This window comes from Amycolatopsis vancoresmycina (genome assembly GCF_000716785.1).
GTDB classification, from domain to species: Bacteria; Actinomycetota; Actinomycetes; order Mycobacteriales; family Pseudonocardiaceae; genus Amycolatopsis; species Amycolatopsis vancoresmycina.
This window is the reverse complement of sequence record NZ_JNYY01000005.1, coordinates 46970-71889: the sequence shown is the minus strand read 5'-3', so window position 1 is coordinate 71889 and position 24920 is coordinate 46970. Positions and strand designations below refer to the sequence as shown.

The window sequence follows — 24920 nt, the reverse complement described above, 5'->3', positions numbered from 1 at the left end:
CCGGCTCCGGCGGTGTCACTCTCGGATTCATGTACTGGCCGGTTCCGGCGTCCTGGACGCCCCACGACGAAGCCGAGCTGGTCGCCGGCTGGCGGCTGTGGCTCGAACTCTCCGATCGCGCCTGGCCGACCGCCGCCTGGGATGGCACTCCGGCCGGTGCCGTCCGCCAGCTGCGTGACCTGCTTGCCGCCTGCGACGAGATCGAAACCGCTTACCGGGCGGCCGCCGATGAGCCGTCTCCCGGTTTTCTGAGCCTGACGCAGGGGCTCGCCGTCACCGCGGGCTCCGCCATCTCGCTGTGGTTCGACGACTTCGACCAGCTCGACGGCGAGCGCGCGGCCCTGCTGCACGAGGACCTCACCCGGTTCGCCGAGCAAGCGGAACAGGTGCTGACGCTGCTCGCGGTCAACGGCGGCTGGGCGGGCCTCGACGAGGTGCGGCGCCGCCCCGCCTGAGCCGGGGCCGGCCACGCGGGTGCTCGGCTCAGGCACAGCAAGTGATTAGTCCGCTTGGCCCAGCGGATCGGGGTCGGGCGTGGGTACTACAGCAGGCATGAACCGGACAGAGGCCACCGCCGAAAGAGGCGAGAAGAGCAACACCGCGCAAGTGCTCGGCCGTGCCGGCATGGCGTGTTACGGGGTCGTGCACCTGGTCATCGCCTACCTCGCCCTGCAGGTCGCCTTCGGGGACAGCGAACAGGCCGATCAGAAGGGCGCCCTCCAGCAGATCGGCTCCACGGCCTTCGGGCAGATCCTGCTCTGGGTCGTCGCCGTGGGATTGGTCCTGTTCGGCCTCTGGCAGTTCCTGATGGCCGCCACCGGCTACGAGTGGGTCAGCGGCGGCAAGCGGACGCGCAAGCGGATCGGCGCGGCCGCGCGCGGCGTCATCGTGATCGCGCTCGGCGTCACCGCCATCCGCATCGCCACCGGTAGCGGCGGCGGTGGGTCGAGCAACGAGAAACAGCAGGAGTTCACCGCCAAACTGCTCCAGCTGCCCGCCGGGCCCGCGCTGGTCGTCATCGCCGCCGCGTGCGTGCTCGGCGTCGCCATCGCCGCGGGTGTCAAGGGCGCGAAGAAGAAGTTCCTCGAGGACCTGAACACGACGGAGCTGCCGGGCAAGACCAAGCGCTGGATCGGCTGGATCGGGACCACGGGCTACCTCGCCAAGGGTGTCGTCCTGGCCATCGTCGCGATCCTGCTGGCCATCGCCGGGTTCACGGCCGATCCGAACAAGGCCGGCGGCCTGGACGCCGCCCTGAAGACGCTCTCCGCCCAGCCCTTCGGCACCGTGCTGCTGATCGTCGTGGCGCTCGGCCTCGCCGCGTTCGGCGTGTACTGCTTCGGTGCGGCCCGGGCGCACAAGCGCTGAACGGTCCCTGTCGGTTTCCTGTCGATCACGCTCCGATGCTCCGGTGGCGGTGCCCGGTGCCCTACTTTGGGTCGGGTCAGTTGAACTTTCACCTACTCGGGAGCTGAAACCGGATGTTCGGACGATTCAAGGACGTGGCCCTGTTGCTGGGGAGGATCGGCGTCGCGGTCGTCTTCCTCGCGCACGGGCTGCAGAAGTGGAACAACGGCATCGACGGCACCGCGAAGTTCTTCGAGATGACGGGTATCCCGCTGCCCACCGCCGCCGCGGTCTTCGCGATGACCGTGGAGATCCTCGGTTCGATCGCGTTCATCGTCGGCTTCCTGCTGCCGCTCGTCGGCATCGGCTACGTCGTGATCTCGGTCGGCGCGCTGCTCTCGGTGCACATCGACAACGGACTGACCGGCCAGGGCGGCTACGAACTGGTCCTGGTGCTCGCGCTGGCCGGGCTCGCCCTGGGCTTCAACGGCGGCCGGCTCTCGCTCGACCACCTGCTGTGGGGTCGCAAGCGCGCCCGCCGCGACATCGAAACGGGCGAGCTGGCCAACGCCTGAGTCCCCACGCTGCCGCGGCTGTCGTGAGTGGTAAGGCGAGTTAGAACTCGCCTTACCACTCACGAGGCTGCGGCAGGGGTGTCAGCTGGGGAGGTCGGCTGTGGTGCGTTCGGCGTCGCGGCGGGCGTCCAGCTTTGCCTCGTCCGCGTTGCTCACGTGGACCAGGTGGGCGCCCGCGGCCAGGGGGACGAGCAGGCCGTCGAGGATGCCTTCCGGCCCGTCCCAGTCCCGTGTGGACAGCACCCGGTCGTCCGCGGTGAGGCCGAGTTTCGCGGCCCGGGCCCTGGCTTCGGCCAGTACTTCGTCCACAGTGGACTCGAAGAGCGCCGTCGTGTCGCCGGGCACCGGGAAGAGCGGGCTGTACTGGTCGCCCGCCGTCCGCGCCTCGGTCAGGTAGTCGAACGCGCCGCCGCCCGGCGGTTCGGCGAGGCCGCGGCCCATCGGGTCGAGCGTCACGACGGCGGTGGCCGCCGCGCCGGTCGGTTCCGGGTCGTCCGGGCCGACGAACGCCACCCGCGCGCCGGCGCCTTCGGTCACTACCCGCGCCCCGCACCACCACGCCCCGAGCAGCACGCCGACCGTCTGCCAGTGCGCCGGGAGCTGCACCGCCACGGCGTCGCCCGGTTCGACGTCGAACTCCTCGGTCAGCCAGTTGGCGGTCTTCGCCGCCCAATTGGCCGTGGTCGCCACGGACAGCTCGACGCGGCTGCCCAGCTGGTCGTCGTAGTGGGTGATCAACGGTTTGGCGGGCGAGGCCAGCAGCGGGCGCAGCAGCTCGTCGGTCAGGCTCATGCGGACAAGGCTAAAGCGCGGACCAGGCGGGCCGCCGGTTGACACCGGATCTCCGGACTCAGTACGTTTGCTTTGAAAGCAAATTTATCTGGAGGGCTGGGGGACAGCATGACCATTCTCGTCACCGGGGCTCGCGGACACGTCGGGCGCGCGGTGCTCGAATCGCTCGTCGCCGCAGGTCAGACCGTGCGCGCGTCGAGCCGCGACGCCTCGACGCTCGACGTCCCGGACGGCGTCGCGAAGGTGAGCGCGAACCTCGAAGACGCCTCGACGCTGGAGCCCGCGCTCGACGGGGTCTCCGCGGTCTTCCTGTACACGCGGCCGCAGGGCATCGACGGGTTCGTGAAGGCGGCCGAAGGGGCCGGTGTGCGGCACGTCGTGCTGCTGTCGTCGGGGGCGACGCTCGAGCCGCGGTCGGTGCAGAGCCGGATCGCGCACTTCCACCGGGCGGTGGAGGAGGCGCTGATCGCGGCGCCGTTCGCGGAGACGCTGCTGAACCCGGGCTCGTTCGCGACGAACGCACTGGGCTGGCGCGCGGACATCGCCGAGGGCGTGGTCCGCACGCCGTACGCGGACGCGCGGATCGGCGCGATCCACGAGCGCGACATCGGCGACGTCGCGGCGAAGATCCTGGCGGACGGCTCGCACGCAGGGGAGGCGCTGCAGCTGAGCGGGCCGGAACCGATCACGTTCCGGGAGCAGGCGGCGGTGCTGGCGGACGTCCTGGGGCGGCCGCTGCGGGTGGTGGAACTGACGCCGGAGCAGGCGGCCGAGCGGATGGTGGCGCTGGGCTGGCCGCCCGAGGTGCCGCCGGAGGTGCTGCGCGCGATGGAGCGGACGACCCGGGAGCCGTCGACGGTGACGGATGTGGTGCGCGAGGTGACGGGGAACGCACCGCGGACGTTCCGGCAGTGGGCCGAGGAGCACCGCGCCGACTTCAGTTGACGCAGGGGACCCCGGGGGAGTCTCGGAGCAGCGGCGCCGCGCCGGGGGCGGCGCCGCTGCCCGAGCCGCCGCCCGCCGGGGTCCGGGGCGCCGCCCGGCCCGCCAGGCCCGCCACGAAGTCGCGGACCGCCTTCACGTCTATCTGCACGATGCTCTGGCCGTCCGCGCTGCGGCCGTTCGCCGTCACCACCGGGATCGTCGCGAACGTCAGGTCGCCCGACGCGATGCCCTTCGCCTGCTGCGCGAACTGCAGCAGGTCGAGACCCGGGTCCAGGGTCAGCGACCGGTGCACCGCGTCCATCAGGTCGTTCAGCGTCCCGGGGCTGGTCAGCGTGCCCGCCGAGAGCAGCTGGTGCAGCGCCGACGACAGGAACGCCTGCTGCCGGACGATCCGGTCCAGGTCGCCGCGCGGGAGGTTCTTGCGCTGGCGGACGAACGACAGCGCCTCGCCGCCCGAGACCGTCTGCTCGCCGCGGCGGAAGTTCGCGCCCGAGTCCTTGTCCTCCGTCGCGTGGTTCAGGCACACCTTGACCCCGCCCAGCGCCTCGGTCAGCAGGTAGAAGCCCAGCAGGTTGATCTCCGCGTAGTGGTCGATCCGCACCTGTGTCAGGTCCTGCACCGCCTGGACCAGGACCCGGCGGCCCTCGGTGTCGGAGTCGCGCTCGATCTTCGCCTGGTCGCGCTCGCCCTGGCCGCGCAGCTCCTGGGCGGCGTGCGCCTTCGCGACGCCGTACGCCGAATTGATCTTGGCCTCGCCGCGGCCCGGGATGGCCGTCCACGTGTCGCGCGGGATCGAGACCGCCGACGGCTTGCCGCCGTTCTTCGGCACCCGCAGCAGGATCACCGTGTCGGTGTTCACCGCGCCGTTGTTGGCCTCCGTGCGCAGCTGGCGCAGCACCCGTGCCGGCAGCGCGTTGCCCTGCGCGTCCGTGCGGGCGTCGCTGCCGACGAGCAGGATGTCCTCCGCGCCGTCGTCCGCCGGGGGCGGTGCCGGCTCGCCGGCCCGCGGGGTCAACGCGTCCGTGGTCGGGATCGTGCTCTGCAGCTGGTCCTTGGTGACGTAGGCGTAGCCGCTGGCGCCGAGCGCGAGCAGCGACGCCAGGCCCAGCGCCACCCGGCGCGTCACCCGCCCGGCCCGGCGCACCCGCGACGGCGACCGCGGTACGTCGTCACTCGGCGTCACCGGATCGGCGATCGTCTCCGGTTCTTCCTGGTCTTCCGCCACGCTGGCCTACCTCCCCCGAACACCCTGCGTGTGCAGTCTAGTTGACGCAGGGGACGTCGCCCGCCGTGATCGGCGGCGCGGCGGGGGTGGAAGCCGCCGTCGGGACCGTCGGCCGCGAAGGCACCGACGACGTCGGTGCGCCGCCCGGGGCGGCGGCCGAGTTCCGGAAGTCCTTGCCCAGCAGCACGCGCACGTGCCCGGCCGGGACGTCCCGGTCCGGTTCGGCCTGGACCGTCGTCCCGAGGGCCTGCTTGACCAGGCCCAATGCGGTGTCGTCGGCCGGGTTGTACCGGACCACCGTCGTGTTGCGGGTGCTCAGCCGCTGGTCGGCGCCGAGCGTGAAGCCCTTCCCCTGCAGCATCGAGTGCGTCTGGCCGGCGACCGTCGGCGAGCCCGAGCCGTCGAACAGCTCGACCGTGACGGCGTTCGCGCCGGGCACCTGCGCCGACGTCGGGGCCGCCGGGGTGGTGCCGTCCGACGTCAGCCGCGTCACCTCGGCCGCCACCGCGGCCGGGTCGACGCGCAGCACGTCCGCGCCGCCGATGGTCGCGTTGCCCAGCGTCGGGATGGTGTGGAACTCGATGTTGCCGCCGGTCAGGCCGCGCATCTGCTCGGCGAACTCGGTCAGGTCCCAGCCCTGCGACACCACGACCGACTTCTTCACCGCGGTGACCAGGTCGGCGATCTTCGCCGGGCTGGTGAGCACGTCGGTCGAAATCACCTTGCGGGCCAGCCCGGACAGGAACGCCTGCTGGCGCGCGATCCGGTCGAGGTCGTAGTTGGGCAGCCCGTAGCGCTGGCGGACGAACGCGAGCGCCTGCACGCCCTCGATCGTCTGGCGGCCGCCCGGCAGGTCCACGCCGGACTTGACCTCCTTGACCGGCCCCTTGAGGCAGACCTCGACGCCGCCGATCGACTTGGTGATCTCGTAGAAGCTCGCCAGGTTCACCTCGGCGTAGCGGTCGATCATCCCCGGCTTGCCGATGAACTTCTCGAGCGTGGCGATGAGGTTCTTCCGCCCGGCCACCTTCGCCTGCGCGTCGGCCTGCTTGAGGTCGGTCACGCCCTGGCGCTGCAACGTCTTGTAAGTGTCCGTGTACGCGTAGACGAACGCGCTGTTGAGCTTGTGCTTGCCGTAGCCGCCGGTCAGCTCCACCCACGAGTCGCGCGGGAAGGAGACCGCGATCGCGTGCTTCCCGTTCTGGGGGATGTGCACGAGGATCATCGTGTCGGTGTTCAGCTCGCCGTCGGAGACGCCGGCGTGCAGCATGTCCAGCACTTCGCGGGGCAGCGGGTTGCCCTGCGCGTCCGTGCGGCTGTCCTGGCCGACCAGCAGGATGTCGATCGCGCCGTCGAGCGGCTTGGCGTGCGCCTCGGTGTCGGCGAAGACGTTCGTGGTCGTCAGGCCGGTGTTCGGGTCGCCGATGTAGTGCCAGCCGTACCAGGTCAGGGCCAGGATCGCGACGGACAGCAACGAAACGACGACCTTGCCGCCGCGGCGGGCGAAAACCGCGGCGCCGTAGCCACGGCGCGCCGGGATGGTCGGCGCAGCCTGTTCGGTCACGCGCTTCCTCCCCTGTGACCCCGTGCTTCCCCCAGGACACCCGTGTGTCTCCGACGGAGACTCTACTGAGGGTGTTGTGGGACCTCCGTAGGCTGGGGGCGGTATGCCCCGCCCGGGGCACGAAGGAAAGGCGGGAAGATGCGGGTCCTGGTCACCGGTGGTGCCGGCTTCATCGGGTCGCACTACGTCCGGCAGGTGCTGACCGGCGCCTACCCGGCGCTGCGCGACGCCGAGGTGGTCGTGCTGGACAAGCTCACCTACGCGGGCAACGAGGCGAACCTGGCGCCGGTCGCCGCGGACCCGCGGCTGCGCTTCGTGCGCGGCGACATCTGCGACACCGCGCTGGTCGCCGACGTGATGACCGGGGTGGACCTGGTCGTGCACTTCGCCGCCGAGTCCCATGTGGACCGCTCGATCCTCGGCGCCGCCGACTTCGTGCTGACGAACGTGCTCGGCACGCAGAACCTGCTGCAGGCGGCGCTGGAAGCGCGGGTCGGCAAGTTCGTGCACGTATCCACCGACGAGGTGTACGGCTCGATCGAGCACGGCTCGTGGACCGAAGACAACGTGCTGGAGCCGAACTCGCCGTACTCGGCGTCGAAGGCGTCGTCGGACCTGGTGGCGCGGTCGTTCTTCCGCACCCACGGGCTGCCGGTGTGCATCACCCGGTGCTCCAACAACTACGGTCCGTACCAGTTCCCGGAAAAGGTCATCCCGCTGTTCGTCACCCACCTGCTGGACGGGCGGAAGGTGCCGCTCTACGGCGACGGGCTCAACGTCCGTGACTGGCTGCACGTGGACGACCACTGCTTCGGCATCCAGCTGGTCGCCGAGGCGGGCCGGCCGGGCGAGATCTACAACATCGGCGGCGGCACCGAGCTCACCAACCGCGAGCTGACCGAGAAGCTGCTCCAGGCGGTCGGCGCGGGCTGGGACAGCGTCGAGCCGGTCGAGGACCGCAAGGGCCACGACCGCCGGTACTCGGTGGACATCACGAAGATCAACAAGGAGCTGGGGTACGCTCCGCGCGTGTCCTTCGAGGACGGTCTGGCCGCGACAGTGGCCTGGTACACGGAAAATCGCGCGTGGTGGGAACCGCTGGCCGAGCGGACCGCCCTCCGGAAGTAGAGGAAGTGCCTGTGCGGCTGACGGTGCTCGTGCCCGGGGGTTCCGGGCAGCTCGGCCGGGATCTCGCCGCGCTGGCGTCTCCTTCGGTGGAGGTCGTGGCCCCGGGGTCGGCCGAGCTGGACCTGACACAGACGGGCCAGGTGCTGGCGTCGGTCGGCGCGCTGGCCGAGCGGGCGCGGGAATCGGGTTCGGTACCGGTCGTCGTCAACGCGGCGGCGTACACGGCGGTCGACGCGGCGGAGACGGACGAGGAGCGCGCGTTCGCGGTGAACGCCGACGGGCCCCGCGTGCTCGCGGCGGCCTGCGCGTCCCGCCGGGTGCCGCTGATCCACGTGTCGACGGACTACGTCTTCCCGGGTGACGGGTCGGCGCCGTACGAGCCGTCCGACGAGCTGGGCCCGCGTTCGGCGTACGGCCGCACGAAGGCGGCCGGCGAGGACGCGGTCCTCGGCTCGGGCGCGTCGTCGTGGGTGGTGCGGACCGGGTGGCTGTACGGGAAGACCGGGACGAACTTCGTGAAGACGATGGCGCGCCTGGAGTCCACGCACGACGTCCTGTCCGTTGTGGACGATCAGGTGGGCGGTCCCACGTGGACGGCCGACCTGGCGGCCGGGTTGCTGGAACTGGCGTCCCGCGCGGCGGCGGGCGACGGGCCGGAGCGCCGGATCCTGCACTGCACCAACGCGGGCGCGGTCAGCTGGTGCGGGTTCGCGAAGGCGATCTTCGGCCACCTGGGCGCGGACCCGGCCCGGGTGAAGCCGTGCACGACGGCGGAGTTCCCCCGCCCGGCGGCCCGTCCGGCGTACTCGGTGCTGTCCCCGGCTTCGTGGCGCGAGGCGTGGCTGACCCCGATGCGGCCGTGGGAAGAGGCGCTGGCCGCCTACTTCGCGGCGGACAGGTAGGCGAGCGCGAGCTCGGTCGTTTCGGCGGCCCAGGTGGTCCAGTCCAAGCCGTCGGGCCAGGACCGGCACGTGGCAGCGCGGTGGATGCAGGCGCCGATGACGGTCCGGGCGGCCATCCGGACGGCCGGGGTGTCGCCGCGGCTTCGACGAACGCCTGCTGGATCGTGGCGAGCGCGCGCAGGCCGCGATCGCGGCCGTCGGCGCGCTGGCCGTCGAGCAGCTCGGGGAAGACGCGGTCGTGCGCGGCGAAGGTGTCCGCCAGCGCGCGGGTGAAGCGCCGACGACCTCGCGCACCCCGGGCGCCGGTTCGCGGAGCGCTTCGGCGACGCGCGTCTCCAAGCGGCCTCCGTCGAACTTCCCGATCTTCGACGCCAAGACGCGGTCGCTGAAGAAACGGGTGCTCGGCAAGGTCATCGAGGCCCTGCGGGACATCACGATTTCTCTGGGCGGATGGCCGAAGGCCGGATCCGCGGGGCCGTGCGCTTGAGGAGATCCTGGCCGCCTACAAGGGTTCAGTGCCGCCCTGAGGCCAGCCGGTACGCGCCCACCGTCAGCTCCGCGCACGTGCGCCACGTGAAGTTCGCCGCGTGCGCGCGCCGGGACGCCGACGTCGCCACCGCGTGCGGGTCCGTCACCGCCGTGCGCAACGCCTCCGCCAGGCCGTCCACGTCGCCGTACGGGACCAGGCTGGCGCACTCGCCCGCCACCTCGCGCAGGGCCGGGATGTCCGTGCAGACCACCGGGACGTCCGAGGCCATCGCCTCCAGCACCGGCAGGCCGAAGCCCTCGTCGCGGGAGGGCAGCACCAGCGCCGACGCGCCCGCGACCACCGTGCGCAGGTCCACATCGGACAGATAGCCGGTCTGGGACCGGCGGGGGCCGCGGGGGAACGGGCCCGGGCCCGCGAACACCAGGTCCGGCAGGTCCGGGGCCGCGTCGTGGGCGCGGGTCAGCCAGTCCAGGCCCTTGCGCGGGCCCGCCGCCCCGGCGAACAGCAGGTAGCGCGACGGCAGGCCGAGGCGCGCGCGGCGCTCGTCGTCCGGGGGGCGGGCGGTGAACCACGCCGGGTTCACGCCCAGCGGGGTCACCACGATCTTGTCGCGCGAGACGTCCAGCCGCTCCGCCACCGCGTCCGCCACCGCCGCCGTCGGCGTGCAGATGACGTTCGCCCGGCGCGCGCCGCGGCGGACCAGCTCCGGCAGGCCGCGGTCGCTCGGGGCGAGCTCCGCGGGGTTGTCCAGGAAGGCCAGGTCGTGGATCGTCACCACGCCCGCCGCGCGGAACCGGCCCGGCAGCACGAAGTTCGTGCCGTGCACGACGTCGGTCGGGCCGGCGAACAGCTCCACCGGCGGGAAGTCCGACCGCAGCCACGCCATCCGCAGCAGCCGCGCCGCCACCGGCATCCCGCGGGCCCGGGCCCCGTACGGGAGCACGTGCCGCAGCCGCCGCCAGCCGCGCAGCGTGAACGCCACCGCCCGCGTGTCGACCTCCGGGATCGACACGAGTTCTTCGCTCAGCGCGGCCGTGTACCGGCCGATCCCGGTGCGCGCACCGAGCAGGGGAGTGCCGTCGAGGAGGACGCTCAGGGACCTAGCCACGGCGGAGCCGTTGCTTCGCGACCTTCAACGCGCGGCCACCGACGCGCCGCGCCAGCTCGGACGCGCCGCCGGCGGCGAGGTACTCGCGCACCAGGTCGACGTCCCGCCGCAGCATCGCCCGGCCGCGCACCGACGGCGTCTTCACCAGGTCCGCCGACCCGGGCAGCCGGTCGGCCGCCGGGCGCGGGTCGCGGCAGAACTCCACCAGCGGCTTCAGCGCTTCGGGCCACGCGAACCGCTGCGCGACGACGGCGAGCCGTTCGACACAGCCCGCGGCGAACTCCTCGTCGTACAACGCCTTTTCGAGCGCCTTGGCCAGCGCGGCGTCGTCTTCGGCCGGGACGACGACGCCGAGCCGCTCGGCCCGGACCAGGTCGGCGAAGGCGTCGCCGTCGGTGGTGACGATCGGCAGCCCCGCCCACAGGTAGTCCAGGACCCGGGTGCGGAACGCGAACGTCGTCTCGACGTGCTCGTAGTGCGTGGTGACGCCGCAGTTCGCGTCGAGCAGCCAGTTCTGGCGCTCGTGGTAGGGCACCCACTGCTCGTTGAAGTAGACGTGCTTGCCGGTCAGCCCCAGCGAGTCCGCGAGCCGGATCGTCCGCGTGCCGATGTCCATCTCGGCGACCTCGGGGTTCGGGTGTTTCATACCGAGGAACACGAGCCGGACGTCGCCGCGGTTGCGGCGCAGCCGGTCGATCGCGCGGACCAGCGTCAACGGGTCGAACCAGCTGTACACCCCGCCCGCCCAGAGCACGACGTGGTCGGTGCCGCCGATGCCCAGCGACGAGCGCAGCCCCGGCCCGGTGCGCACCGGCGGCTCCGCCGGCAGGCCGAAGGGGACGACCGCGAGCAGGGACTGCGTCGTCGGGTCGGCGTCGTAGAGGCGCGGCGAAAGCCGGCCCATCGCCGCGAGGTGGCCGAGCCAGAAGTGCCGCTGCCGCTCGGACGCGCAGAGGAAGAAGTCGCCGCGTTCGAGCTGGGCGTCCAGGACGCGCGTGACCCCCGCGAGATCGGCCGCGCGCTTGTCGTCCGCGACGCCCTTGCCCTGCTCCAGCAGTTCGAGGTGCATCGGGTCGTACAGGTCGGCGACGACGATCTTGCCGCTGTGCTGCTTCTTCAGCGACGGCGCCAGTTCGAGCACGTGGCCCTGCAGGACGACGACGTCGGCCCAGGCGATCGGCGCGTCGAGCTCGCGGAACTTGCCCGCGCTGACCCGGAACGGCGCGGGCGGCGGCGTGGCCAGCGGGTTGGTGGTGACGAGGTGGACGTCGTGCTCGGCGGCCAGCGCCAGCGCGATGTTCCAGGCGCGGATCGCCGGGCCCGCCATCCGCTCGGTGAGCGCGTCGCCGGTCAGCACGAGGATCTTCCGGCGCTGCCCGAACGCCTTGCCGATGCCGAACGCCTCGACGAGGATGTCGTGCGCGGCCAGGTAGCGCGGCAGCGGGTAGGCGGGCTCCAACGCCTTGCGCAGCAACGGAAGCAGGTCGGCGTCGGTGCGGACGCGGGCGGCCTGCTCGACCGCGCGCGACTCGCCCAGCGACGGCAGCAGCTCGACGAACTGGTCGATGGCCAGCAGCCCGGCGAGCGTGGTGCGGGGGATGGCGACGGCACCGGACTCGATCGGGCCGACGCCGTGTTCGAGGTCCAGCTGCGTCGGGTCGAGCTCGCCGCGGGCGGTGGCGCGGCGCACGGCCAGCGCGAGGGCCGCGGGCAGCGCGCGGGCCAGGGTCTCGTCGGAGAGGTTCTTGTAGAGCGCGGCCAGGGCGTTGCGCTCGAGGAGGAACGTCTCGCGCCCGGTCTCGGGGGCGTCGACCGAGGCCATCGTGGCGTGGTGGCGGTGGTAGGTCAGCGACTCCGGGACGTACCGGACGCGCCAGCCGCGCAGGTTCAGCCGCCAGCCGAGGTCGACGTCCTCGTAGAACATGAAGAACCGCTCGTCGAAGCCGCCCAGCTCGGCGAACACGCCGGCCCGGACGAACAGCGCCGAGCCGGTGCCGAACAGGACGTCCTTGGCGACCTCGTGCTCGGCGGCCGGGACGTCGGCCAGCGGCGAACCGGCGTGGCGCTTGTAGCCCATGCCGAACCAGGTCAGGCCGCCGTCGACGAAGTCGGTGCCGGTGCCGTCCCAGTCGAGGACCTTGCTGGCCACGGCGGCGACGCCGGGCTGGGCGCGCAGTTCGGCGACCGCGGCGGAGACCCAGCCGGGCGCCGGGCGGGCGTCGTTGTTGAGGAAGGCGAGGACGGTGCCCTTCGCGTGCTTCGCGCCGAGGTTGCAGCCCCCGGCGAAGCCGGTGTTGCGACCGGCCTCGATGACCTGGGCCCGGGGGACGGCTTCGCGGATGCGCGCGGCCTCGTCCGAGTTGTCGACGCAGAGCAGCTCGAGCTCGGGGTAGTCGTGCTCGGCGAGCGCGCGCAGGCAGGTGATCGTGTCGTCGGCGCCGTGGTAGTTGACCACGATCACCGAGACGAGCGGTTGCGGATCCCCCTGCGCCAAAGCCAGCTCCTCGTCGTCGATCCTGGCGCAAGCTTAAAGGCCCGCCCATGCCTCCCAGACCGCGCCTCGGCCGAGCGCCGCGCGGCGGGTGATCTTGCGGCGCATCCGCAACGCCGCAGGTGACCGCAGGGCCACCTCGGCCAGCACCCGGCACCGCAGGCCGAACCGGAAGTTCGCCGCGGACGGCCGCCCCGGCCGCAGCGGCAGCACGGCGGTGAGCGCCGCGAACCTGATCAGCTGTTTCACGGCGACGTCGCGGGGCGCGCAGCGCAGCAGCATGAGCAACCGGTTGCGTTCGTTCCAGCGGTGGAACAGCGGCGAGCCCAGTTCGCTGCTGACGCCGTGGGCGTGCCGGACGCGGGCGTCCGGCGCCGCGACGACGTCCCACCCGGCCAGCCGCAGCCGCCACGCGGTGTCGGTGTCCTCGTAATAACAGAAGAATCCGGCCGGGACGCCGTGCACGCTCTTCAGCGCGTCGGTGCGCAGCAGGGCCGCGCCGCCGCAGAAGCCGAACACCTCGGCGGCGGGCTCGGTGACGTCGGCGCCGTGGCCGTCGGCGGTCAGCCGGACGCCGGCGGACTGCGTGCCGCCGTCGGGCCGCACGAGCAGCGACGTCGCCGCAGCCGCCAGCGGCGCCTTTTCGAGGGTGTCCTCCAGCGTGGCCAGCCAGTCCGGCGCCGGTTCGGCGTCGTCGTTCAGCCACGCCATGAACGGCGTCCCGACCTTCCCGGCGGCGACGGCGAGGGCTCCCGCGTACCCCGTGTTGCGCGGGAGGCGGAGCACGTCCGGGCGTGACGGATGGGCCGCGAGCAGGGCGGCGGTGCCGTCGTCGGAGGCGTTGTCCACCACGAGCGTCCGATGTGGACGCGTCTGCGCGGCGAGCGCGTCGAGGCAGGCCGTGACGTGCGGCGCACCCCGCCAGGTCACGACTACCACCGTGGTGGCGGGATTGTCGGTCACGTCCCGCACAATAGCCGCGTGCCCGAACTGGTCGTGCTCGCCGAGCAGCTCCTCGCGCCGGTGCCCGGTGGCACCGGGCGCTACACGGCCGAGCTGCTCCCCGCGCTCGCGAAGACCGCGCCGCCGGGCTGGACGGTGTCCAGCGTCGTCGCGCGGCACGCCGACGTGGGCGCGGCCCGGCTGGACGGCGTCGAAGGACCACGGGTGCTGCGGATCCCGCCGCGCGCGCTGGTCGCCGCGTGGCAGCTGGGCCTGCTCTGGTGGCCGGGCGGCGACGCGGTGCACGCGCCGACGCCGTTCGCGCCGCCGCGCGCGCCGGCCGGGAAGACGCTGAGCGTGACCGTGCACGACACCGTGCCGTGGACGCACCCCGAGACGCTCACCGCGCGCGGTGTGAGCTGGCACCGGTCGATGATCGCGCGGGCCGCGCGCCGGGCGTCGGGGCTGGTCGTGCCGACGCGGGCGGTCGCCGACGAGCTGGCCGTGCTGATCGACGTCGACGTGCCGGTGCGGGTGGTGCCGCACGGCGTGCGGGTGTGGCCCGAGCCGGCCGAGCTGGACCTGCCGGAGCAGTACGTGCTGGCCCTCGGCACGATCGAGCCGCGCAAGGGCATCGACGTGCTGATCGACGCGGTCACGGCGCTGGACGGCACGGCGCTCGTGCTGGCCGGCCAGCCGGGCTGGGGCGGTGTCGACCCGGTGGCGCTGGCGCTCGAACGCGGCCTGCCCGCGGAGCGGCTGCGGGTGCTGGGGAAGGTGACGGACGCCGAGCTGGCGACCGTGCTGCGCCGGGCCGGCGTGCTGGCCGTGCCGAGCCTCGCCGAGGGGTTCGGTCTCGGCCTGCTCGAGGCGATGGCCGCCGGGGTCCCGGTGGTGCACACCGACGTCCCGGCGCTGGCCGAGGTGGCGGGCGGGGCCGGGGTGGTGGTGCCCCGCGGGGACGCGGCGGCGCTGGCGAAGGCGCTGCGCGAGGTGCTGGGGTCGCCGTCGCTGGCGGCGGACCTGGTCCGGTCGGGCCGGGAGCGGGCGCGGGCGTTCACCTGGCGGCGCGCGGCCGAAGCCGTCTGGGCGATCCACCGCCGCGCGCACGAGTGACCTGCCCGGTTTGCCAGTTCCTCACCAAGGCGCGGGGGCGCCGCCGTACCCTGCTCTGGTGAGCGATGATCCCCGGGTCCTGATCGACGCGACCGCGGTTCCCGCGGACCGCGGCGGGGTCGGCCGGTACGTGGATTCGCTCGTCGCCGCCCTCGACGCGGACGGGGCGCGGATCACCGTCGTCTGCCAGCCCCGCGACCTGCAGCTTTACGACCGGCTGGCGCCGCGATCGCGGGTCGTGCCCGCCTCGCCGGCGACGACCACCCGCACGGCCCGGCTGACCTGGGAACAGGCGACGCTGCCGCGCCTGGCCCGCCGCCTCGGCGCGGACGTCGTCCACTCACCGCACTACACGATGCCGCTCGCGACGTCGGCGGCCTCGGTGGTGACGCTGCACGACGCGACGTTCTTCACCGACGCGGTCCTGCACTCGTCGGTGAAGGCCCGCTTCTTCCGCGCGTGGACGGCAACGGCGTTGCGGCGCGCGACGCTGTGCGTGGTGCCCTCGGCGGCGACGGCCACGGAGCTGGCCCGCGTCGGCCCGGTGCGGCACGCGTCACTGGAAGTGATCCACCACGGCGTCGACAGCGAGCGCTTCCACCCGCCGTCACCGGCCGAGGTCGCGGCGGCCCGGGCGGCGGTCGGCCTCGGCCGGACCCCGTACGTGGCGTTCCTGGGCGCGCTGGAGCCGCGGAAGAACGTACCGGCGCTGATCCGCGGCTTCGCGCGGGCGGTGGTCGGCCGCCGTGACGCCCCGGCGCTGGTCCTGGCGGGCCAGCCGGGCTGGGACACGCAGGTGGAGCGGGCCCTGGACGCGGTCCCGCACCGGCTGCGCGTCATCCGGGCCGGGTACCTGCCGTTCGGCACGCTGGCGGGATTCCTGGGCGGGGCGGAGCTGGTGGCGTACCCATCGCTGGGCGAGGGGTTCGGGCTCCCGGTCCTGGAGGCGATGGCGTGCGGCGCGTGCGTGCTGACAACGCGCCGCCTGTCCCTGCCGGAGGTGGGCGGCGACGCGGTGGCGTACTGCGGCGTGGGCGCGGGCGACGTCGCGGCGGCGTTGGGGGAGCTGCTGGACGACCCGGGACGCCGGGCGGAGCTGGCGACGGCGGCGCAGCAGCGCGCGAAGGAGTTCTCGTGGGCTACGACCGCGGAACGGCACCGGGAGGCGTACGCCAAGGCCTGGTCACGGCACCTCCGCACGCGCTGACCCGTGGTCGACGGTGGTAACATGGCGGTGCGAGGTCCCGGTGGGGCTGAGTATGGAAGCCCGTGACGCGTCCGGACGGTCGTCTCACGGGCTTTTCGCTGTCCTCAGACTTCGAAGCGCTCCCCGATCAGGGGATCGGCACGTCGTCGCCAGTCGCCACCTGCTCCGAAACACCATGCCACCGCGTCGGAAATCCACAGAAGGGGTTCTGCGGTCGAGTCGACGTGCTCGTAGGTGAGCTCGGTTTCGACGGCCGAAACCCCAGGGCGCGCTGCAGCGTCTGGCGATCGTGCCCGTCGCGGTGATCACGTGAGTCGAGCACCAGCCGGTGGGCCTGTAGCCCCAGCAGGTGTTCCGCGAGCAGCATGAGGCAGCGTTGGCGGGTGGCCTCTTCGGTCTTGGGCAGGCACGCACCGCGATAAAGCCGCGTAGTGATCGGCATTTCGGCCATCCGGTCGATGAGCATTCTGCGACGAGGCTCTTTCTCCTTCTTGAAGTGGAGTTCGCGGGCTCCGCGCAGCAGCAGCGATGTCAACGTGCGCCGGGTGGTGGTCAACTGCGCGGGTGCCACGATCGTCGCGCATAGCAGGTAGGAGCCACCGCGGGCTGATTCGTCGACGAAGGCGTGCACCGTCATCGCGTCATCATCGCGTGGCTAGTTGCACGCTCCGCAGTCGGGCCTGCACATCTCGTGACAGGCGCCGAACCGCTCGGCCGGCGTCTGTGTACGGGCTGCGGGGTGGCGGGGTTGCCCTGCGTAACGAGTGGACAATGGCCGGGTGACTGAGCATTCCCGCTATGGCGACGATGTCGGCGTCGTGACCGTGACCTACTTCTCCGAGGACACCATCGAGCGGTTCCTCGACACCCTCGAGAAGGCCACCGAGCGCGACGTGAAGGTGGTCGTCGCGGACAACGCGTCCGTCGAAGGTGCGCTCGAGCGGGTCACCGCCGGCCGGAAGAACGTGCAGCTGCTCAGCATCGGGGAGAACGTCGGCTACGGGACCGCCGCCAACCGGGGCGTCGCCGAGCTCGATGACTCCTACGGGTGGGTCGTCGTCGTCAACCCGGACCTCGAATGGGAGCCCGGGTCGCTCGACGCGCTGCTGGAGGTCACCGAGCGGTGGCCGCGCGGGGGTGCCTTCGGGCCGCTCATCCACGATCTCGGCGGCACCGTCTACCCCTCCGCGCGGCTGCTGCCGTCCTTCGGGCGGGGGATCGGGCACGCCCTCTTCGGGAAGGTCTGGCCCGGCAACCCCTGGACGAAGCAGTACCGGCAGGAGACCGGCGCCCCGGCCGAGCGCGTCTCGGGGTGGCTGTCCGGCTCGTGCCAGCTGTTCCGGCGGGAAGCGTTCGACTCCGTCGGCGGCTTCGACACGCGCTACTTCATGTACTTCGAGGACGTCGACCTCGGCGACCGGCTGGCCAAGGCGGGCTGGCTGAACGTCTACGCGCCCTCCTCGCGCGTCACGCACGAAGGCGGGCACTCGACGTCGCAGGCGTCGAAGAAGATGCTCGCCGCGCACCACGCCAGCGCCTACCGCTACCTCGCTGACCGGCACCAGGGGCTCGCCTGGAAGCCGGTGCTGGCCGCCGTGAAGCTCGGCCTCGCGCTGCGGCTGAAGCTGGAAACCCGCTAAATCCCGTCGAGCCGGCGTGAAAGGTCGGACTTGCCGATGTTCTGCGTCACCGTCGGCACCAGGCCGGTGTCCTCCGGGTCGGGCTCCCGCAGCGGGCTCGTGATCTGCTCGGCCTGTGGCCGGCGGGACAGCGGGGCCGGCAGCGGTGTCGTCGGCGACGGCGTGCTCAGCGGCGTCGTCTGCTGCGGGCGGCGGCCGCCCTGGACCTCCATCCGCCGGGTCGGTGACGCGCCGGCCAGCGGGTGGTCGTTCTCCTCGATCAGCGACGCCGGCAGCTGCGTGGTCGTGTCGGGGTCGCGGCTGCGGTCGAGCCCGTCGATCTGCGCGCGCGGGATCTGCTGGGTGTTCGACGAGTCCATCGGTGACGTCGCGCTGTCGGGTGTCACGACGAACACACCGCGCGCCTGGGCTCGTGCGAGCAGGGCGTCCGCCCGATCGCGGGGGTCCATCCCCTCGGCCTCCCGACTGACCAGGGGCCCTCTGGGGAAAGGCCCGCCTGTTTCCTGTCTAGGGTAGGCCCTCCGGGCGACCTCCGTCAGGGTTTCCCGCGGCTTGTCGCTCAGCGGTGCGTGATAAAAGAGGAGATTTCCGTGACGTCCGAGGTCCAAACCGACGCTGTCGACGCCGTCGTGCTGGTCGGCGGCAAGGGCACCCGGCTGCGCCCGCTCACCCTGTCGGCGCCGAAGCCGATGCTCCCCACAGCCGGGACGCCCTACCTGAGCCACCTGTTATCCCGCATCCGCGAGGCCGGGATCCGGCACGTGGTGCTGGGCACGAGCTACCGTGCGGAGGTGTTCGAGGAGTACTTCGGCGACGGCAAGTCGATCGGCCTCGAGCTCGAGTACGTGGTCGAGGAGGAGCCGCTCGACACCGCTGGCGCGATCCGGAACGTCTACGACAAGCTGCGCGCCGAGCAGGTGATCGTCTTCAACGGCGACATCCTCTCGGGCGCCGACCTCGGCGAGCAGCTGCGGGTGCACCGCGAGAGCGGGGCCGACGTCACGCTGCACCTGCAGCGCGTGCCGGACCCGAGCCGCTTCGGGTCGGTGCCGACCGACGAGACCGGCCGCGTCCAGGCGTTCCTCGAGAAGACGCCGAACCCGCCGACCGACCAGATCAACGCCGGCTGCTACGTCTTCCGCCGCCCGGTGATCGAGGCCATCCCGACCGGGCGCCGCGTGTCGGTGGAGCGCGAGACGTTCCCGCAGCTGCTGGAGCAGGGCGCGCACATCCAGGGGTTCGTCGACGCCTCCTACTGGCTGGACGTCGGCACGCCGGAAGCGTTCGTGCGCGGCTCGGCCGACCTCGTCCGCGGCGTGGCGCCGACGTCGGCGCTGCCCGGCCGCCCCGGTGACTTCCTGGTCCTCGACGGCGCCTCGGTGGCGGAAGACGCCCAGCTCAGCGGCGGTTCGACGATCGGCGTCGCGGCCGTGGTCGGCTCGGGCGCGAAGATCGACGGCTCGGTCCTGTTCGACGGCGCGGCCGTCTCCGAGGGCGCGGTCGTCGAGCGCTCGGTGCTGGGCCACGGCGCCCGCGTCGGCGCCGGCGCGGTGCTGCGCGGGGTGGTGCTGGGCGATGGCGTGTCCGTCGGGGCAGGCTGCGAGCTGCTGGAAGGCGCCCGGGTCTGGCCGGACGTCGTGCTGCCCGACGGTTCCGTCCGCTTCTCGAGCGACGCTTAGCCGATGTTCTGGCGTCCCGCGTTCGAAGTCGACCTGGACCGGGTCCTGCGTCCGCTGAAGCGCGGGCGCGGGTCGCTCAACGTCTTCACCGACGAGCGCGGGATCACGTGGCTGGCGACGAACACCGTGGACGGCCAGGGAACGCTGGCCCTGCGACGGCACCCGGACGGCCGCATCGAGGCGGCGGCCTGGGGCGAGGCGAAGGACCGCCTGCTCAGCGGCGTCCCGGCGCTGCTCGGCGCGGACGACGACGACTCGGGGTTCGTCGCGCACCACGACGTCGTGGCGCGGGCCCGGCGGGCGGTCCCCGGCCTGCGGCTCGGCGCGACCGGGACGGTGTGGGACTGGCTGGTGCTGGCGGTGCTCGAGCAGAAGGTGGCGGGCAAGGAGGCGATCCGCTCGTGGGCCGAGCTGTGCCGCCGGTTCGGTTCCCCCGCGCCGGGGCCGGCCCCCGAGCGGCTGCGCGTGCCGCCGACGCCGATGCAGATCCGGGCGCTGCCGGACTGGCACTGGCACCGGGCGGGCGTCGACATCAAGCGCCGGACGGCCCTGTTCAACGCCGCGGGCATGGCCCACCACCTGGAGCACGCGGTCTCGCTCGGCGGGCTCGCGGGCCGGCACTGGCTGCGCCAGGTCCCGGGGATCGGGGTGTGGACGGCGGCGGAGATCGCGCAGCGCGCGTGGGGCGACCCGGACGCGGTGAGCTTCGGCGACTACAACATTCCCTCGATGGTGGGGAACGCGTTGCTGGGCCGGAAGACCGACGACGCCGGGATGGCGGAGCTGCTCGCGCCGTACGCACCGCAGCGGCAGCGGGCGGTGCGGTACCTGGAGGCGGCCGGGCACCGGCGGCCCCGGTTCGGACCGCGGATCGAGCTGAGGGACTACCGCGCGATGTGAGGCCGGGGCGCGGAACGTCGCGAATGACTCATTCGGGACGTCGGGTGTCGCGAATGAGTCATTGGGGACATCCGGTGTCGCGAATGAGTCATTCGCGACGTTTGTGGGCGGTGGCTATTGCGGGGGGTAGCCGCCCGGCGGGGGCGGGTACGGCGGCTGCTGGCCCGGGAACCCCTGCTGCGGCGGGTAGCCCGGCTGCTGCCCCGGATACCCCTGCTGCGGCGGGTAACCCGGCGGCTGCTGGCCCGGATACTCTTGCTGCGGCGGGTACTGCTGGTACCCCGGGTACTGCGGCGGGTAGGGCGGCTGCTTCGGCTTGTTCGCGTTCACCAGCGCCAGCACGCCCACCACGATCCCGGCGACCACCACCAGCAGGATCAGCAGCGTCAGGACGCTCAGCATCAGCCGTTCCCCTCGTCGAGTGCCGCGCGGACGATCGACAGCGCCTCCGCGTCGTCGAGGCCGAGCCTACGGGTCGTCTTCGCGTACTCCGCCGCTGCCTGCTGGGCTCGGCGGCGGCTCTGGTCGCCCGCTGCCGCCACGAAGCTGCCGGCGCGGCCGCGGGTCTCGATCAGGCCCGCCTCCTCCAGCTCGCGGTACGCCCTCGCCACCGTGTTCGGTGCGATGCCGAGGTCGGCCGCGAGCTGCCGGACCGTCGGCAGCTTCGTGCCCACGGCCAGGCTCCGGTCGTTGATCCGCGTCGCGAGCCCCGACCGGACCTGCTCGTACGGCGGGACCGGCGAGCCGCTGTCGAAGGAGACGATCACCAGCTCTGCGGACCCGCTCCCGGCCCCGGCAACTGCTGTTGCGGGAACGATGGCCCCTGAGGCGCGTACTGCTGGGGCGCCGGCGGGTAGCCCGGCTGCTGCGGGAAGCCCTGCGACGGCGGCGCGAACCCGGGCGGCGGCGCGAAACCCTGCGTCGGCGCCGCACCCGGCGGTGGCGCGAAACCCTGCGGTGGCGGCGCAAATCCTTGCTGCGGCGGGAAGTTCGGGAACTGCCCACCCCGCTTCATCGCCTCTTCGCGGCGCATCTTCGACACCCGCACGATCACCGCGATGACGAACACGATGATGCCCAGGACGATCAGCCCGAGCACGATGTACCCGAACACCCCGGTGTCGCCGCCACCGCCGGAGTGGAAGTGCACCCGCTCCGGGAACTGTGTAGCCATGTGGTCCCTCCCTGTCCGCGGACCAGGTTATCGCCCGGCACCGACAGGAACGGCGGCTTTCACCAGATCGGCGAGATCTTCCGACCCCGCGGGCAGCGCATCCACCGGCCACCACCGCAGGTCGTCGGACTCGTCGCTGCGCACCGGCGACGCGCCCGCCGGGGCGTGGACCGCGAACCGGACGTCGAAGTGCCGCGTCGGCACCCCGAGCGAGCACGTGATCGGGTGGACGTCCAGGTGCACCGGTTCCGGGGCGAGCCGCAGCCCGGTCATCCCGGACTCCTCGGTCGCCTCCCGCAGCGCCGCCCCGGCCAGGGACGCGTCCGACGGCTCGCAGTGGCCGCCGAGCTGCAGCCAGCGGCCGACCCGCGGGTGCAGCGTCAGCAGCACCTGCGTGCCCGTGTGGTCCAGGACCACGGCCGACGCCGTCAGGTGCCCGGCCGCGCAGGACCGCAGGCACGAATCCTCACGCGCGGCCAAGAACCCGAGGAACGCCTGGCGCAGCGACTCCTGGGCCGCCGAATCGGGCCGCCACGAAGAGAGCGTCGTGACGGCGTCCGCGTGCAGGCTCACAGCTCCAGGAGTCCTTCCCCGGCCAGTGCCGGTCCGCGCGGCTCCGGCTCGGTGAGCGGGATCCCGACGGCCACCGAGCCCAGCGGCTGCCAGCGCTCGTCCAGGCCCAGGACGTCCCGCACGACGTCGGCGGCGAAGATCGTCGAGCCGATCCAGCACGAGCCGAGGCCCTCGGCCGCCAGCGCGACCAGCAGGCCCTGCACCGCCGCCCCGCCGGCCACGGTGAACATGGTCTTCTCGCAGTCGTTGCGGCGGTCGTCGCGGTAGGTGTGCGCGCCGTCCGGCACCAGGAACGGGAGCACGATTTCCGGGGCCCGGTACAGGATGTCGCCGCGGCTGAGCCGCTTCGCGATCTGCTCCGGCGTGAACTCGTCCCCGCTCAGGTCGGCCTGCCACGACTCGCGCATCGCGTCGAGCAGCTTCTTCCGGACGCCGGCGTCGCGCAGCCAGACGAACCGCACCGGGTGCGTGTGGTGCGGCGCGGGGGCGGTCAGCGCGGACCCCACCGCCCGGCGGATCGAGGTGGGGGAGACCGGCTCGTCCGCGAACTGCCGCACCGAACGCCGGGCCGGAACGGCCTCGCGCCGTCCCTGCGCGACGGCTTCGTTGGCCCCCAGCCGGAACAGGTCCTCCTCCAGCGGGCGGATCAGGTCCCGCGCGGTCGAGCCGTCGTCTTCGAGCTGCAAGCCGCGCACGACCGCCACCGGCGTCCCGCCCAGCTTGCCCTTGACCAGGTCGGCGGCCGCGGCGAGCTCGTCGGCGACGGCGACCTCGGTGACGGCGAGCTCGTTGCCCTGCCCGTCGACCTCGCCGCGGTAGGCGTGCAGCACGCGCAGCCCGGACGAGCCGATGGCGGCGTCCGTCTGCCCGACCCGCCACGCCCGGCCCATGGTGTCGGTGACGACGACGGCGACCTCGACGCCGAGCCGCTCCCGCAGCCCGTTGCGCAGCGCCAGCGCCGACGCGTCCGGGTCGGCGGGCAGCAGCGCGACCTCGTCACCGGCCACATTGGACGCGTCGATGCCGGACGCGGCCTGCACGATCCCGAGGTGGTTCTGGGTGATCACCGTGCGTGCGATCCGCGCGACGATCCGCACGGCCTCCTGCTCGACGAGCTTCCGGCGTTCGGCGTCGCGGGCTTCGGGGTCCGACGGCACGCGCACGAGCCTGCCTTCGGCCTTCGAGACGATCTTGCTGGTCACGACCAGCACGTCGCCGGAGCGCAGCCAGGGCGCGGCGGCCACGATCGCGCCGGTCAGGTCGTCGCCGGGGCGGAACTCCGGCAGCCCGGTGACGGGCAGGATCTCCAGCTTGGGGGAAGCGTGATCAGACAACGGGGGCTCCAGCCAGGTCGAGGGCGGCGCGGGCCATCGCCGCGGTCGCGTCCACATCGGACATCAGCAGCGGGACGTCGCGGACGGCCACGCCCGGCACGTCGGCGGTCTCGCCCTCGGCGATCAGCCAGCCGTCCAGCACGCCGCCGTCCTTGCGCGAGCCGTAGTGGCGCCCGACGGCCTCCGCGGACGTCTCGACGCCGATCGCGGTCAGGCACGCGTCGGCCATCCCGCGCAGCGCCTTGCCGCCGATGATCGGCGACACCCCGACCACGCCGGCGGACGTTTTGCGCAGCGCGTCGCGCACGCCCGGCACGCCCAGCACGGTCCCGACCGAGACCACCGGGTTCGACGGCGCGAAGAGCACCGCGTCCGCCCCGGCGATGGCCTCCAGCACGCCCGGCGCGGGCTTGGCCTCCTCGGCCCCGACCGCGACGATCGAGTGCGCCTTCGGCTCGGCGCGGTAGCGCACCCACCACTCCTGGAAGTGGATCGCCTTCTGCTGCCCGTCCTGCTCCGGGTCGTCGATCACGACGTGCGTCTCGACGCGGTCGTCCGACATCGGCAGCAGCCGGACGCCGGGCTGCCAGCGGTCGCACAGGGCCTCGGTCACCGCCGAGAGCGGGTAGCCCGCGCGCAGCATCCGCGACCGGATCAGGTGGGTGGCGATGTCCTTGTCGCCGAGCCCGAACCAGTCCGGGTCGGCGCCGTAGGCCGCCAGCTCCTCCTTGACCACCCAGGTCTCGCCCGAGTGCCCCCAGCCGCGTTCGGCGTCGATCCCGCCACCGAGGGTGTACATGCAGGTGTCCAGGTCGGGACAGATCCGCAGCCCGTGCATCCAGACGTCGTCGCCGGTGTTGACCAGCGCCGTCACCTCGTGCTCCGACTCGGAGGCACCCTCGGGTGCCATGCCCAGCGCTGCCTTGACACCCAGCAGGAAGCGGGCCCCGCCCACTCCGCCGACCACTACCACGATCTTCACGACGTCGAATCCTCGCACGAGCCGGGTGCGGGCACCCAGTACCGGTATCTGTGGTGCGGGGCGTAGCCGAGCCCCGCGTAGAGCGCGAGCGCGCCCGAATTCCCCTCCGCGACCTGCAACACCACGTGCCCCGCCCGGTGTTCCGCGCCCCAGGTCTGCACGGCGCTCATCAGGGCCGACGCCAGCCCGCGGCGGTGGAAGGCCGGGTCGACCGCCAGCCGCCCGACGTGCAGCCAGTCGTCGACCAGGGCCCCGCGGACGACGGCGGCGGTGCGGCCGCCGGCCGTCGCGACGCCGTAGCCGACCTTCCCGCCGGTCAGGACCTGCCGCGCGGCCGGCGAGTCCTCGCCGGGGTTCAGCGTGAGCTCCCACCAGCCGGGCGGGGGCTCGTCGCGCACCGTGACGCCCGGCACCGCGGGCGCGGGTGCCAGCGGAGCGGTCAGGACGGCGACCTCGTGGCCGGCGCCGTGGTGCGCCGCCGGGACCCAGCCCGCGGCCGCGATCGCGCGCTCGTTCGGGCTGTCGCGGACGACCTGGACCATAGGGGCGATCCCCCTATCGTGGGCGAAGTCACACACCGCGGTCAGTGCGCCGCCGGTCGCGCGACCGGGGTCGCCGACCGCAAGTGCGCTGTTCGCGCGGCCGGTGAAGCCGTCCGCCCAGCGCAGGGACCACTCACCTAGGGGTTCCTCGACCAGCGGCGGCCATGCTCTGCTGCAGGTGGTTTCGAGCCTTTCGGGGGCGTTCACCGCTAGATTGTGACGGAGGCGGTGAAAGTCGCGGGAACGGATTTCTCCAGGAGGTGG

27 protein-coding genes and 1 pseudogene are annotated in these 24920 nt (G+C 72.9%); 12 read left to right on the top strand and 16 right to left on the bottom strand.

What is annotated here, in order from left to right:
• Positions 1-29: 29 nt before the first annotated feature.
• The 3 genes from OO60_RS12275 to OO60_RS12265 all read left to right on the top strand — a co-directional run bounded on the left by OO60_RS12275 (position 30) and on the right by OO60_RS12265 (position 1922).
• The gene (locus OO60_RS12275) at positions 30-455 is read left to right on the top strand and encodes a hypothetical protein (protein ID WP_004560633.1); all 426 of its coding nucleotides are present in this window, start codon (positions 30-32) and stop codon (positions 453-455) included.
• 97 nt (positions 456-552) lie between these two features.
• Entirely contained in the window at positions 553-1368 is an 816-nt protein-coding gene (locus OO60_RS12270) for a DUF1206 domain-containing protein (protein ID WP_004560636.1), read from the top strand.
• Between the two features lie 113 nt (positions 1369-1481).
• Positions 1482-1922: a DoxX family protein gene (locus OO60_RS12265; RefSeq protein ID WP_004560638.1), complete on the top strand. Its 441-nt coding sequence runs from the start codon at positions 1482-1484 to the stop codon at positions 1920-1922.
• A gap of 81 nt (positions 1923-2003) precedes the next feature.
• Here the strand turns inward: OO60_RS12265 and OO60_RS12260 are convergent, their stop codons facing one another.
• Complete coding sequence (locus tag OO60_RS12260; protein ID WP_004560640.1) at positions 2004-2714, bottom strand: TIGR03089 family protein; 711 nt, start codon at positions 2712-2714, stop codon at positions 2004-2006.
• 108 nt (positions 2715-2822) lie between these two features.
• Between OO60_RS12260 and OO60_RS12255 the strand changes: the two genes are divergently transcribed.
• Positions 2823-3659 carry an NmrA family NAD(P)-binding protein gene (locus OO60_RS12255; protein WP_033261376.1) on the top strand — a complete coding sequence of 279 codons (837 nt, stop codon included), beginning with the start codon at positions 2823-2825 and terminating at the stop codon, positions 3657-3659.
• On the opposite strand, the gene OO60_RS12250 is transcribed toward OO60_RS12255, so the two are convergent.
• Together OO60_RS12250 and OO60_RS12245 are read right to left on the bottom strand one after the other, a co-directional pair.
• The gene (locus OO60_RS12250) at positions 3652-4884 is read right to left on the bottom strand and encodes an LCP family protein (protein ID WP_425304646.1); all 1233 of its coding nucleotides are present in this window, start codon (positions 4882-4884) and stop codon (positions 3652-3654) included. The two genes, OO60_RS12255 and OO60_RS12250, sit on opposite strands and share 8 nt — an antisense overlap.
• A 37-nt stretch (positions 4885-4921) precedes the next feature.
• Positions 4922-6448, bottom strand: a complete 1527-nt coding sequence (locus OO60_RS12245; RefSeq protein ID WP_004559418.1) for an LCP family protein — start codon at positions 6446-6448, stop codon at positions 4922-4924.
• 138 nt (positions 6449-6586) lie between these two features.
• Here OO60_RS12245 and rfbB point away from each other — a divergent pair, with 138 nt between their 5' ends.
• Entirely contained in the window at positions 6587-7576 is a 990-nt protein-coding gene (rfbB, locus tag OO60_RS12240; protein ID WP_004559419.1) for a dTDP-glucose 4,6-dehydratase, read from the top strand.
• A 5-nt stretch (positions 7577-7581) separates the two neighbouring features.
• The gene (gene rfbD, locus OO60_RS12235; protein WP_033261375.1) at positions 7582-8478 is read left to right on the top strand and encodes a dTDP-4-dehydrorhamnose reductase; all 897 of its coding nucleotides are present in this window, start codon (positions 7582-7584) and stop codon (positions 8476-8478) included.
• On the opposite strand, the gene OO60_RS46425 is transcribed toward rfbD, so the two are convergent.
• Positions 8457-8594, bottom strand: a complete 138-nt coding sequence (locus OO60_RS46425) for a hypothetical protein (RefSeq protein ID WP_155849022.1) — start codon at positions 8592-8594, stop codon at positions 8457-8459. The genes rfbD and OO60_RS46425 overlap by 22 nt on opposite strands.
• A 245-nt stretch (positions 8595-8839) precedes the next feature.
• On the opposite strand from OO60_RS46425, the pseudogene OO60_RS48415 reads away from it, so the two are divergent.
• Positions 8840-8953, top strand: a pseudogene (locus tag OO60_RS48415) (ABC transporter ATP-binding protein); the annotation flags it as partial.
• A 37-nt stretch (positions 8954-8990) separates the two neighbouring features.
• On the opposite strand, the gene OO60_RS12225 reads toward OO60_RS48415, so the two are convergent.
• Genes OO60_RS12225 through OO60_RS12215 form a run of 3 tightly spaced genes read right to left on the bottom strand, consistent with a single transcriptional unit; the run spans position 8991 to position 13539 of the window.
• The gene (locus OO60_RS12225; protein WP_004559422.1) at positions 8991-10076 is read right to left on the bottom strand and encodes a glycosyltransferase family 4 protein; all 1086 of its coding nucleotides are present in this window, start codon (positions 10074-10076) and stop codon (positions 8991-8993) included.
• Positions 10069-12570 carry a glycosyltransferase gene (locus OO60_RS12220; RefSeq protein WP_033261374.1) on the bottom strand — a complete coding sequence of 834 codons (2502 nt, stop codon included), beginning with the start codon at positions 12568-12570 and terminating at the stop codon, positions 10069-10071. Before OO60_RS12220 ends, OO60_RS12225 begins: the two co-directional genes overlap by 8 nt.
• Before the next feature lie 33 nt (positions 12571-12603).
• Entirely contained in the window at positions 12604-13539 is a 936-nt protein-coding gene (locus tag OO60_RS12215) for a glycosyltransferase family 2 protein (RefSeq protein WP_003068245.1), read from the bottom strand.
• A gap of 9 nt (positions 13540-13548) precedes the next feature.
• Here OO60_RS12215 and OO60_RS12210 point away from each other — a divergent pair, with 9 nt between their 5' ends.
• Together OO60_RS12210 and OO60_RS12205 are read left to right on the top strand one after the other, a co-directional pair.
• Positions 13549-14625, top strand: coding sequence for a glycosyltransferase family 4 protein (locus OO60_RS12210; RefSeq protein ID WP_033261372.1), 1077 nt, complete (start codon positions 13549-13551; stop codon positions 14623-14625).
• 58 nt (positions 14626-14683) lie between these two features.
• Positions 14684-15832: a glycosyltransferase family 4 protein gene (locus OO60_RS12205; protein WP_003082992.1), complete on the top strand. Its 1149-nt coding sequence runs from the start codon at positions 14684-14686 to the stop codon at positions 15830-15832.
• A gap of 127 nt (positions 15833-15959) precedes the next feature.
• Here OO60_RS12205 and OO60_RS44575 read toward each other — a convergent pair whose 3' ends face one another.
• Entirely contained in the window at positions 15960-16469 is a 510-nt protein-coding gene (locus OO60_RS44575; protein WP_003082994.1) for a hypothetical protein, read from the bottom strand.
• A 142-nt stretch (positions 16470-16611) separates the two neighbouring features.
• On the opposite strand from OO60_RS44575, the gene OO60_RS12195 reads away from it, so the two are divergent.
• Positions 16612-17472 (top strand): glycosyltransferase family 2 protein, encoded by an 861-nt coding sequence (locus tag OO60_RS12195; RefSeq protein WP_205624169.1) that lies wholly within the window; start codon positions 16612-16614, stop codon positions 17470-17472.
• Here the strand turns inward: OO60_RS12195 and OO60_RS12190 are convergent.
• Positions 17469-17921, bottom strand: coding sequence for a hypothetical protein (locus OO60_RS12190; RefSeq protein WP_003082998.1), 453 nt, complete (start codon positions 17919-17921; stop codon positions 17469-17471). The two genes, OO60_RS12195 and OO60_RS12190, sit on opposite strands and share 4 nt — an antisense overlap.
• A 141-nt stretch (positions 17922-18062) precedes the next feature.
• Between OO60_RS12190 and manB the strand changes: the two genes are divergently transcribed.
• On the top strand, positions 18063-19151 hold the full coding sequence (manB, locus tag OO60_RS12185; protein ID WP_003083001.1) for a mannose-1-phosphate guanylyltransferase: 1089 nt from the start codon (positions 18063-18065) through the stop codon (positions 19149-19151).
• A gap of 3 nt (positions 19152-19154) precedes the next feature.
• A complete protein-coding gene (locus OO60_RS12180; protein ID WP_003083004.1) occupies positions 19155-20051 on the top strand; it encodes a DNA-3-methyladenine glycosylase family protein in 897 nt (298 codons plus the stop codon).
• Between the two features lie 114 nt (positions 20052-20165).
• Here the strand turns inward: OO60_RS12180 and OO60_RS12175 are convergent, their stop codons facing one another.
• The 7 genes from OO60_RS12175 to OO60_RS12145 are packed head-to-tail and all read right to left on the bottom strand — an operon-like array spanning position 20166 to position 24863.
• Complete coding sequence (locus tag OO60_RS12175; protein ID WP_003083006.1) at positions 20166-20453, bottom strand: hypothetical protein; 288 nt, start codon at positions 20451-20453, stop codon at positions 20166-20168.
• On the bottom strand, positions 20453-20818 hold the full coding sequence (locus tag OO60_RS12170) for a GntR family transcriptional regulator (protein WP_003083008.1): 366 nt from the start codon (positions 20816-20818) through the stop codon (positions 20453-20455). Before OO60_RS12170 ends, OO60_RS12175 begins: the two co-directional genes overlap by 1 nt.
• The gene (locus OO60_RS12165; RefSeq protein ID WP_003083011.1) at positions 20815-21225 is read right to left on the bottom strand and encodes a hypothetical protein; all 411 of its coding nucleotides are present in this window, start codon (positions 21223-21225) and stop codon (positions 20815-20817) included. The genes OO60_RS12170 and OO60_RS12165 overlap by 4 nt, the downstream gene beginning before the upstream one ends.
• A gap of 27 nt (positions 21226-21252) precedes the next feature.
• Complete coding sequence (locus OO60_RS12160; protein WP_003083013.1) at positions 21253-21798, bottom strand: NUDIX hydrolase; 546 nt, start codon at positions 21796-21798, stop codon at positions 21253-21255.
• Positions 21795-23189 carry a coenzyme F420-0:L-glutamate ligase gene (locus tag OO60_RS12155; protein WP_003083015.1) on the bottom strand — a complete coding sequence of 465 codons (1395 nt, stop codon included), beginning with the start codon at positions 23187-23189 and terminating at the stop codon, positions 21795-21797. The genes OO60_RS12160 and OO60_RS12155 overlap by 4 nt, the downstream gene beginning before the upstream one ends.
• Positions 23125-24114: a 2-phospho-L-lactate transferase gene (gene cofD, locus OO60_RS12150; protein ID WP_003083018.1), complete on the bottom strand. Its 990-nt coding sequence runs from the start codon at positions 24112-24114 to the stop codon at positions 23125-23127. Before cofD ends, OO60_RS12155 begins: the two co-directional genes overlap by 65 nt.
• Positions 24111-24863: a GNAT family N-acetyltransferase gene (locus OO60_RS12145; protein WP_033261370.1), complete on the bottom strand. Its 753-nt coding sequence runs from the start codon at positions 24861-24863 to the stop codon at positions 24111-24113. Before OO60_RS12145 ends, cofD begins: the two co-directional genes overlap by 4 nt.
• Positions 24864-24920 lie beyond the last annotated feature (57 nt).

Coding starts and splice junctions, on each gene's coding strand:
- OO60_RS12275 (WP_004560633.1), top strand. CDS start 30: ATGTACTGGCCGGTTCCGGCGTCCTGGACGCCCCACGACGAAGCCGAG.
- OO60_RS12270 (WP_004560636.1), top strand. CDS start 553: ATGAACCGGACAGAGGCCACCGCCGAAAGAGGCGAGAAGAGCAACACC.
- OO60_RS12265 (WP_004560638.1), top strand. CDS start 1,482: ATGTTCGGACGATTCAAGGACGTGGCCCTGTTGCTGGGGAGGATCGGC.
- OO60_RS12260 (WP_004560640.1), bottom strand. CDS start 2,714: ATGAGCCTGACCGACGAGCTGCTGCGCCCGCTGCTGGCCTCGCCCGCC.
- OO60_RS12255 (WP_033261376.1), top strand. CDS start 2,823: ATGACCATTCTCGTCACCGGGGCTCGCGGACACGTCGGGCGCGCGGTG.
- rfbB (WP_004559419.1), top strand. CDS start 6,587: ATGCGGGTCCTGGTCACCGGTGGTGCCGGCTTCATCGGGTCGCACTAC.
- OO60_RS46425 (WP_155849022.1), bottom strand. CDS start 8,594: ATGGCCGCCCGGACCGTCATCGGCGCCTGCATCCACCGCGCTGCCACG.
- OO60_RS44575 (WP_003082994.1), bottom strand. CDS start 16,469: ATGACGGTGCACGCCTTCGTCGACGAATCAGCCCGCGGTGGCTCCTAC.
- OO60_RS12190 (WP_003082998.1), bottom strand. CDS start 17,921: ATGGACCCCCGCGATCGGGCGGACGCCCTGCTCGCACGAGCCCAGGCG.
- OO60_RS12180 (WP_003083004.1), top strand. CDS start 19,155: ATGTTCTGGCGTCCCGCGTTCGAAGTCGACCTGGACCGGGTCCTGCGT.
- OO60_RS12175 (WP_003083006.1), bottom strand. CDS start 20,453: ATGCTGAGCGTCCTGACGCTGCTGATCCTGCTGGTGGTGGTCGCCGGG.
- OO60_RS12165 (WP_003083011.1), bottom strand. CDS start 21,225: ATGGCTACACAGTTCCCGGAGCGGGTGCACTTCCACTCCGGCGGTGGC.
- OO60_RS12155 (WP_003083015.1), bottom strand. CDS start 23,189: ATGTGGACGCGACCGCGGCGATGGCCCGCGCCGCCCTCGACCTGGCTG.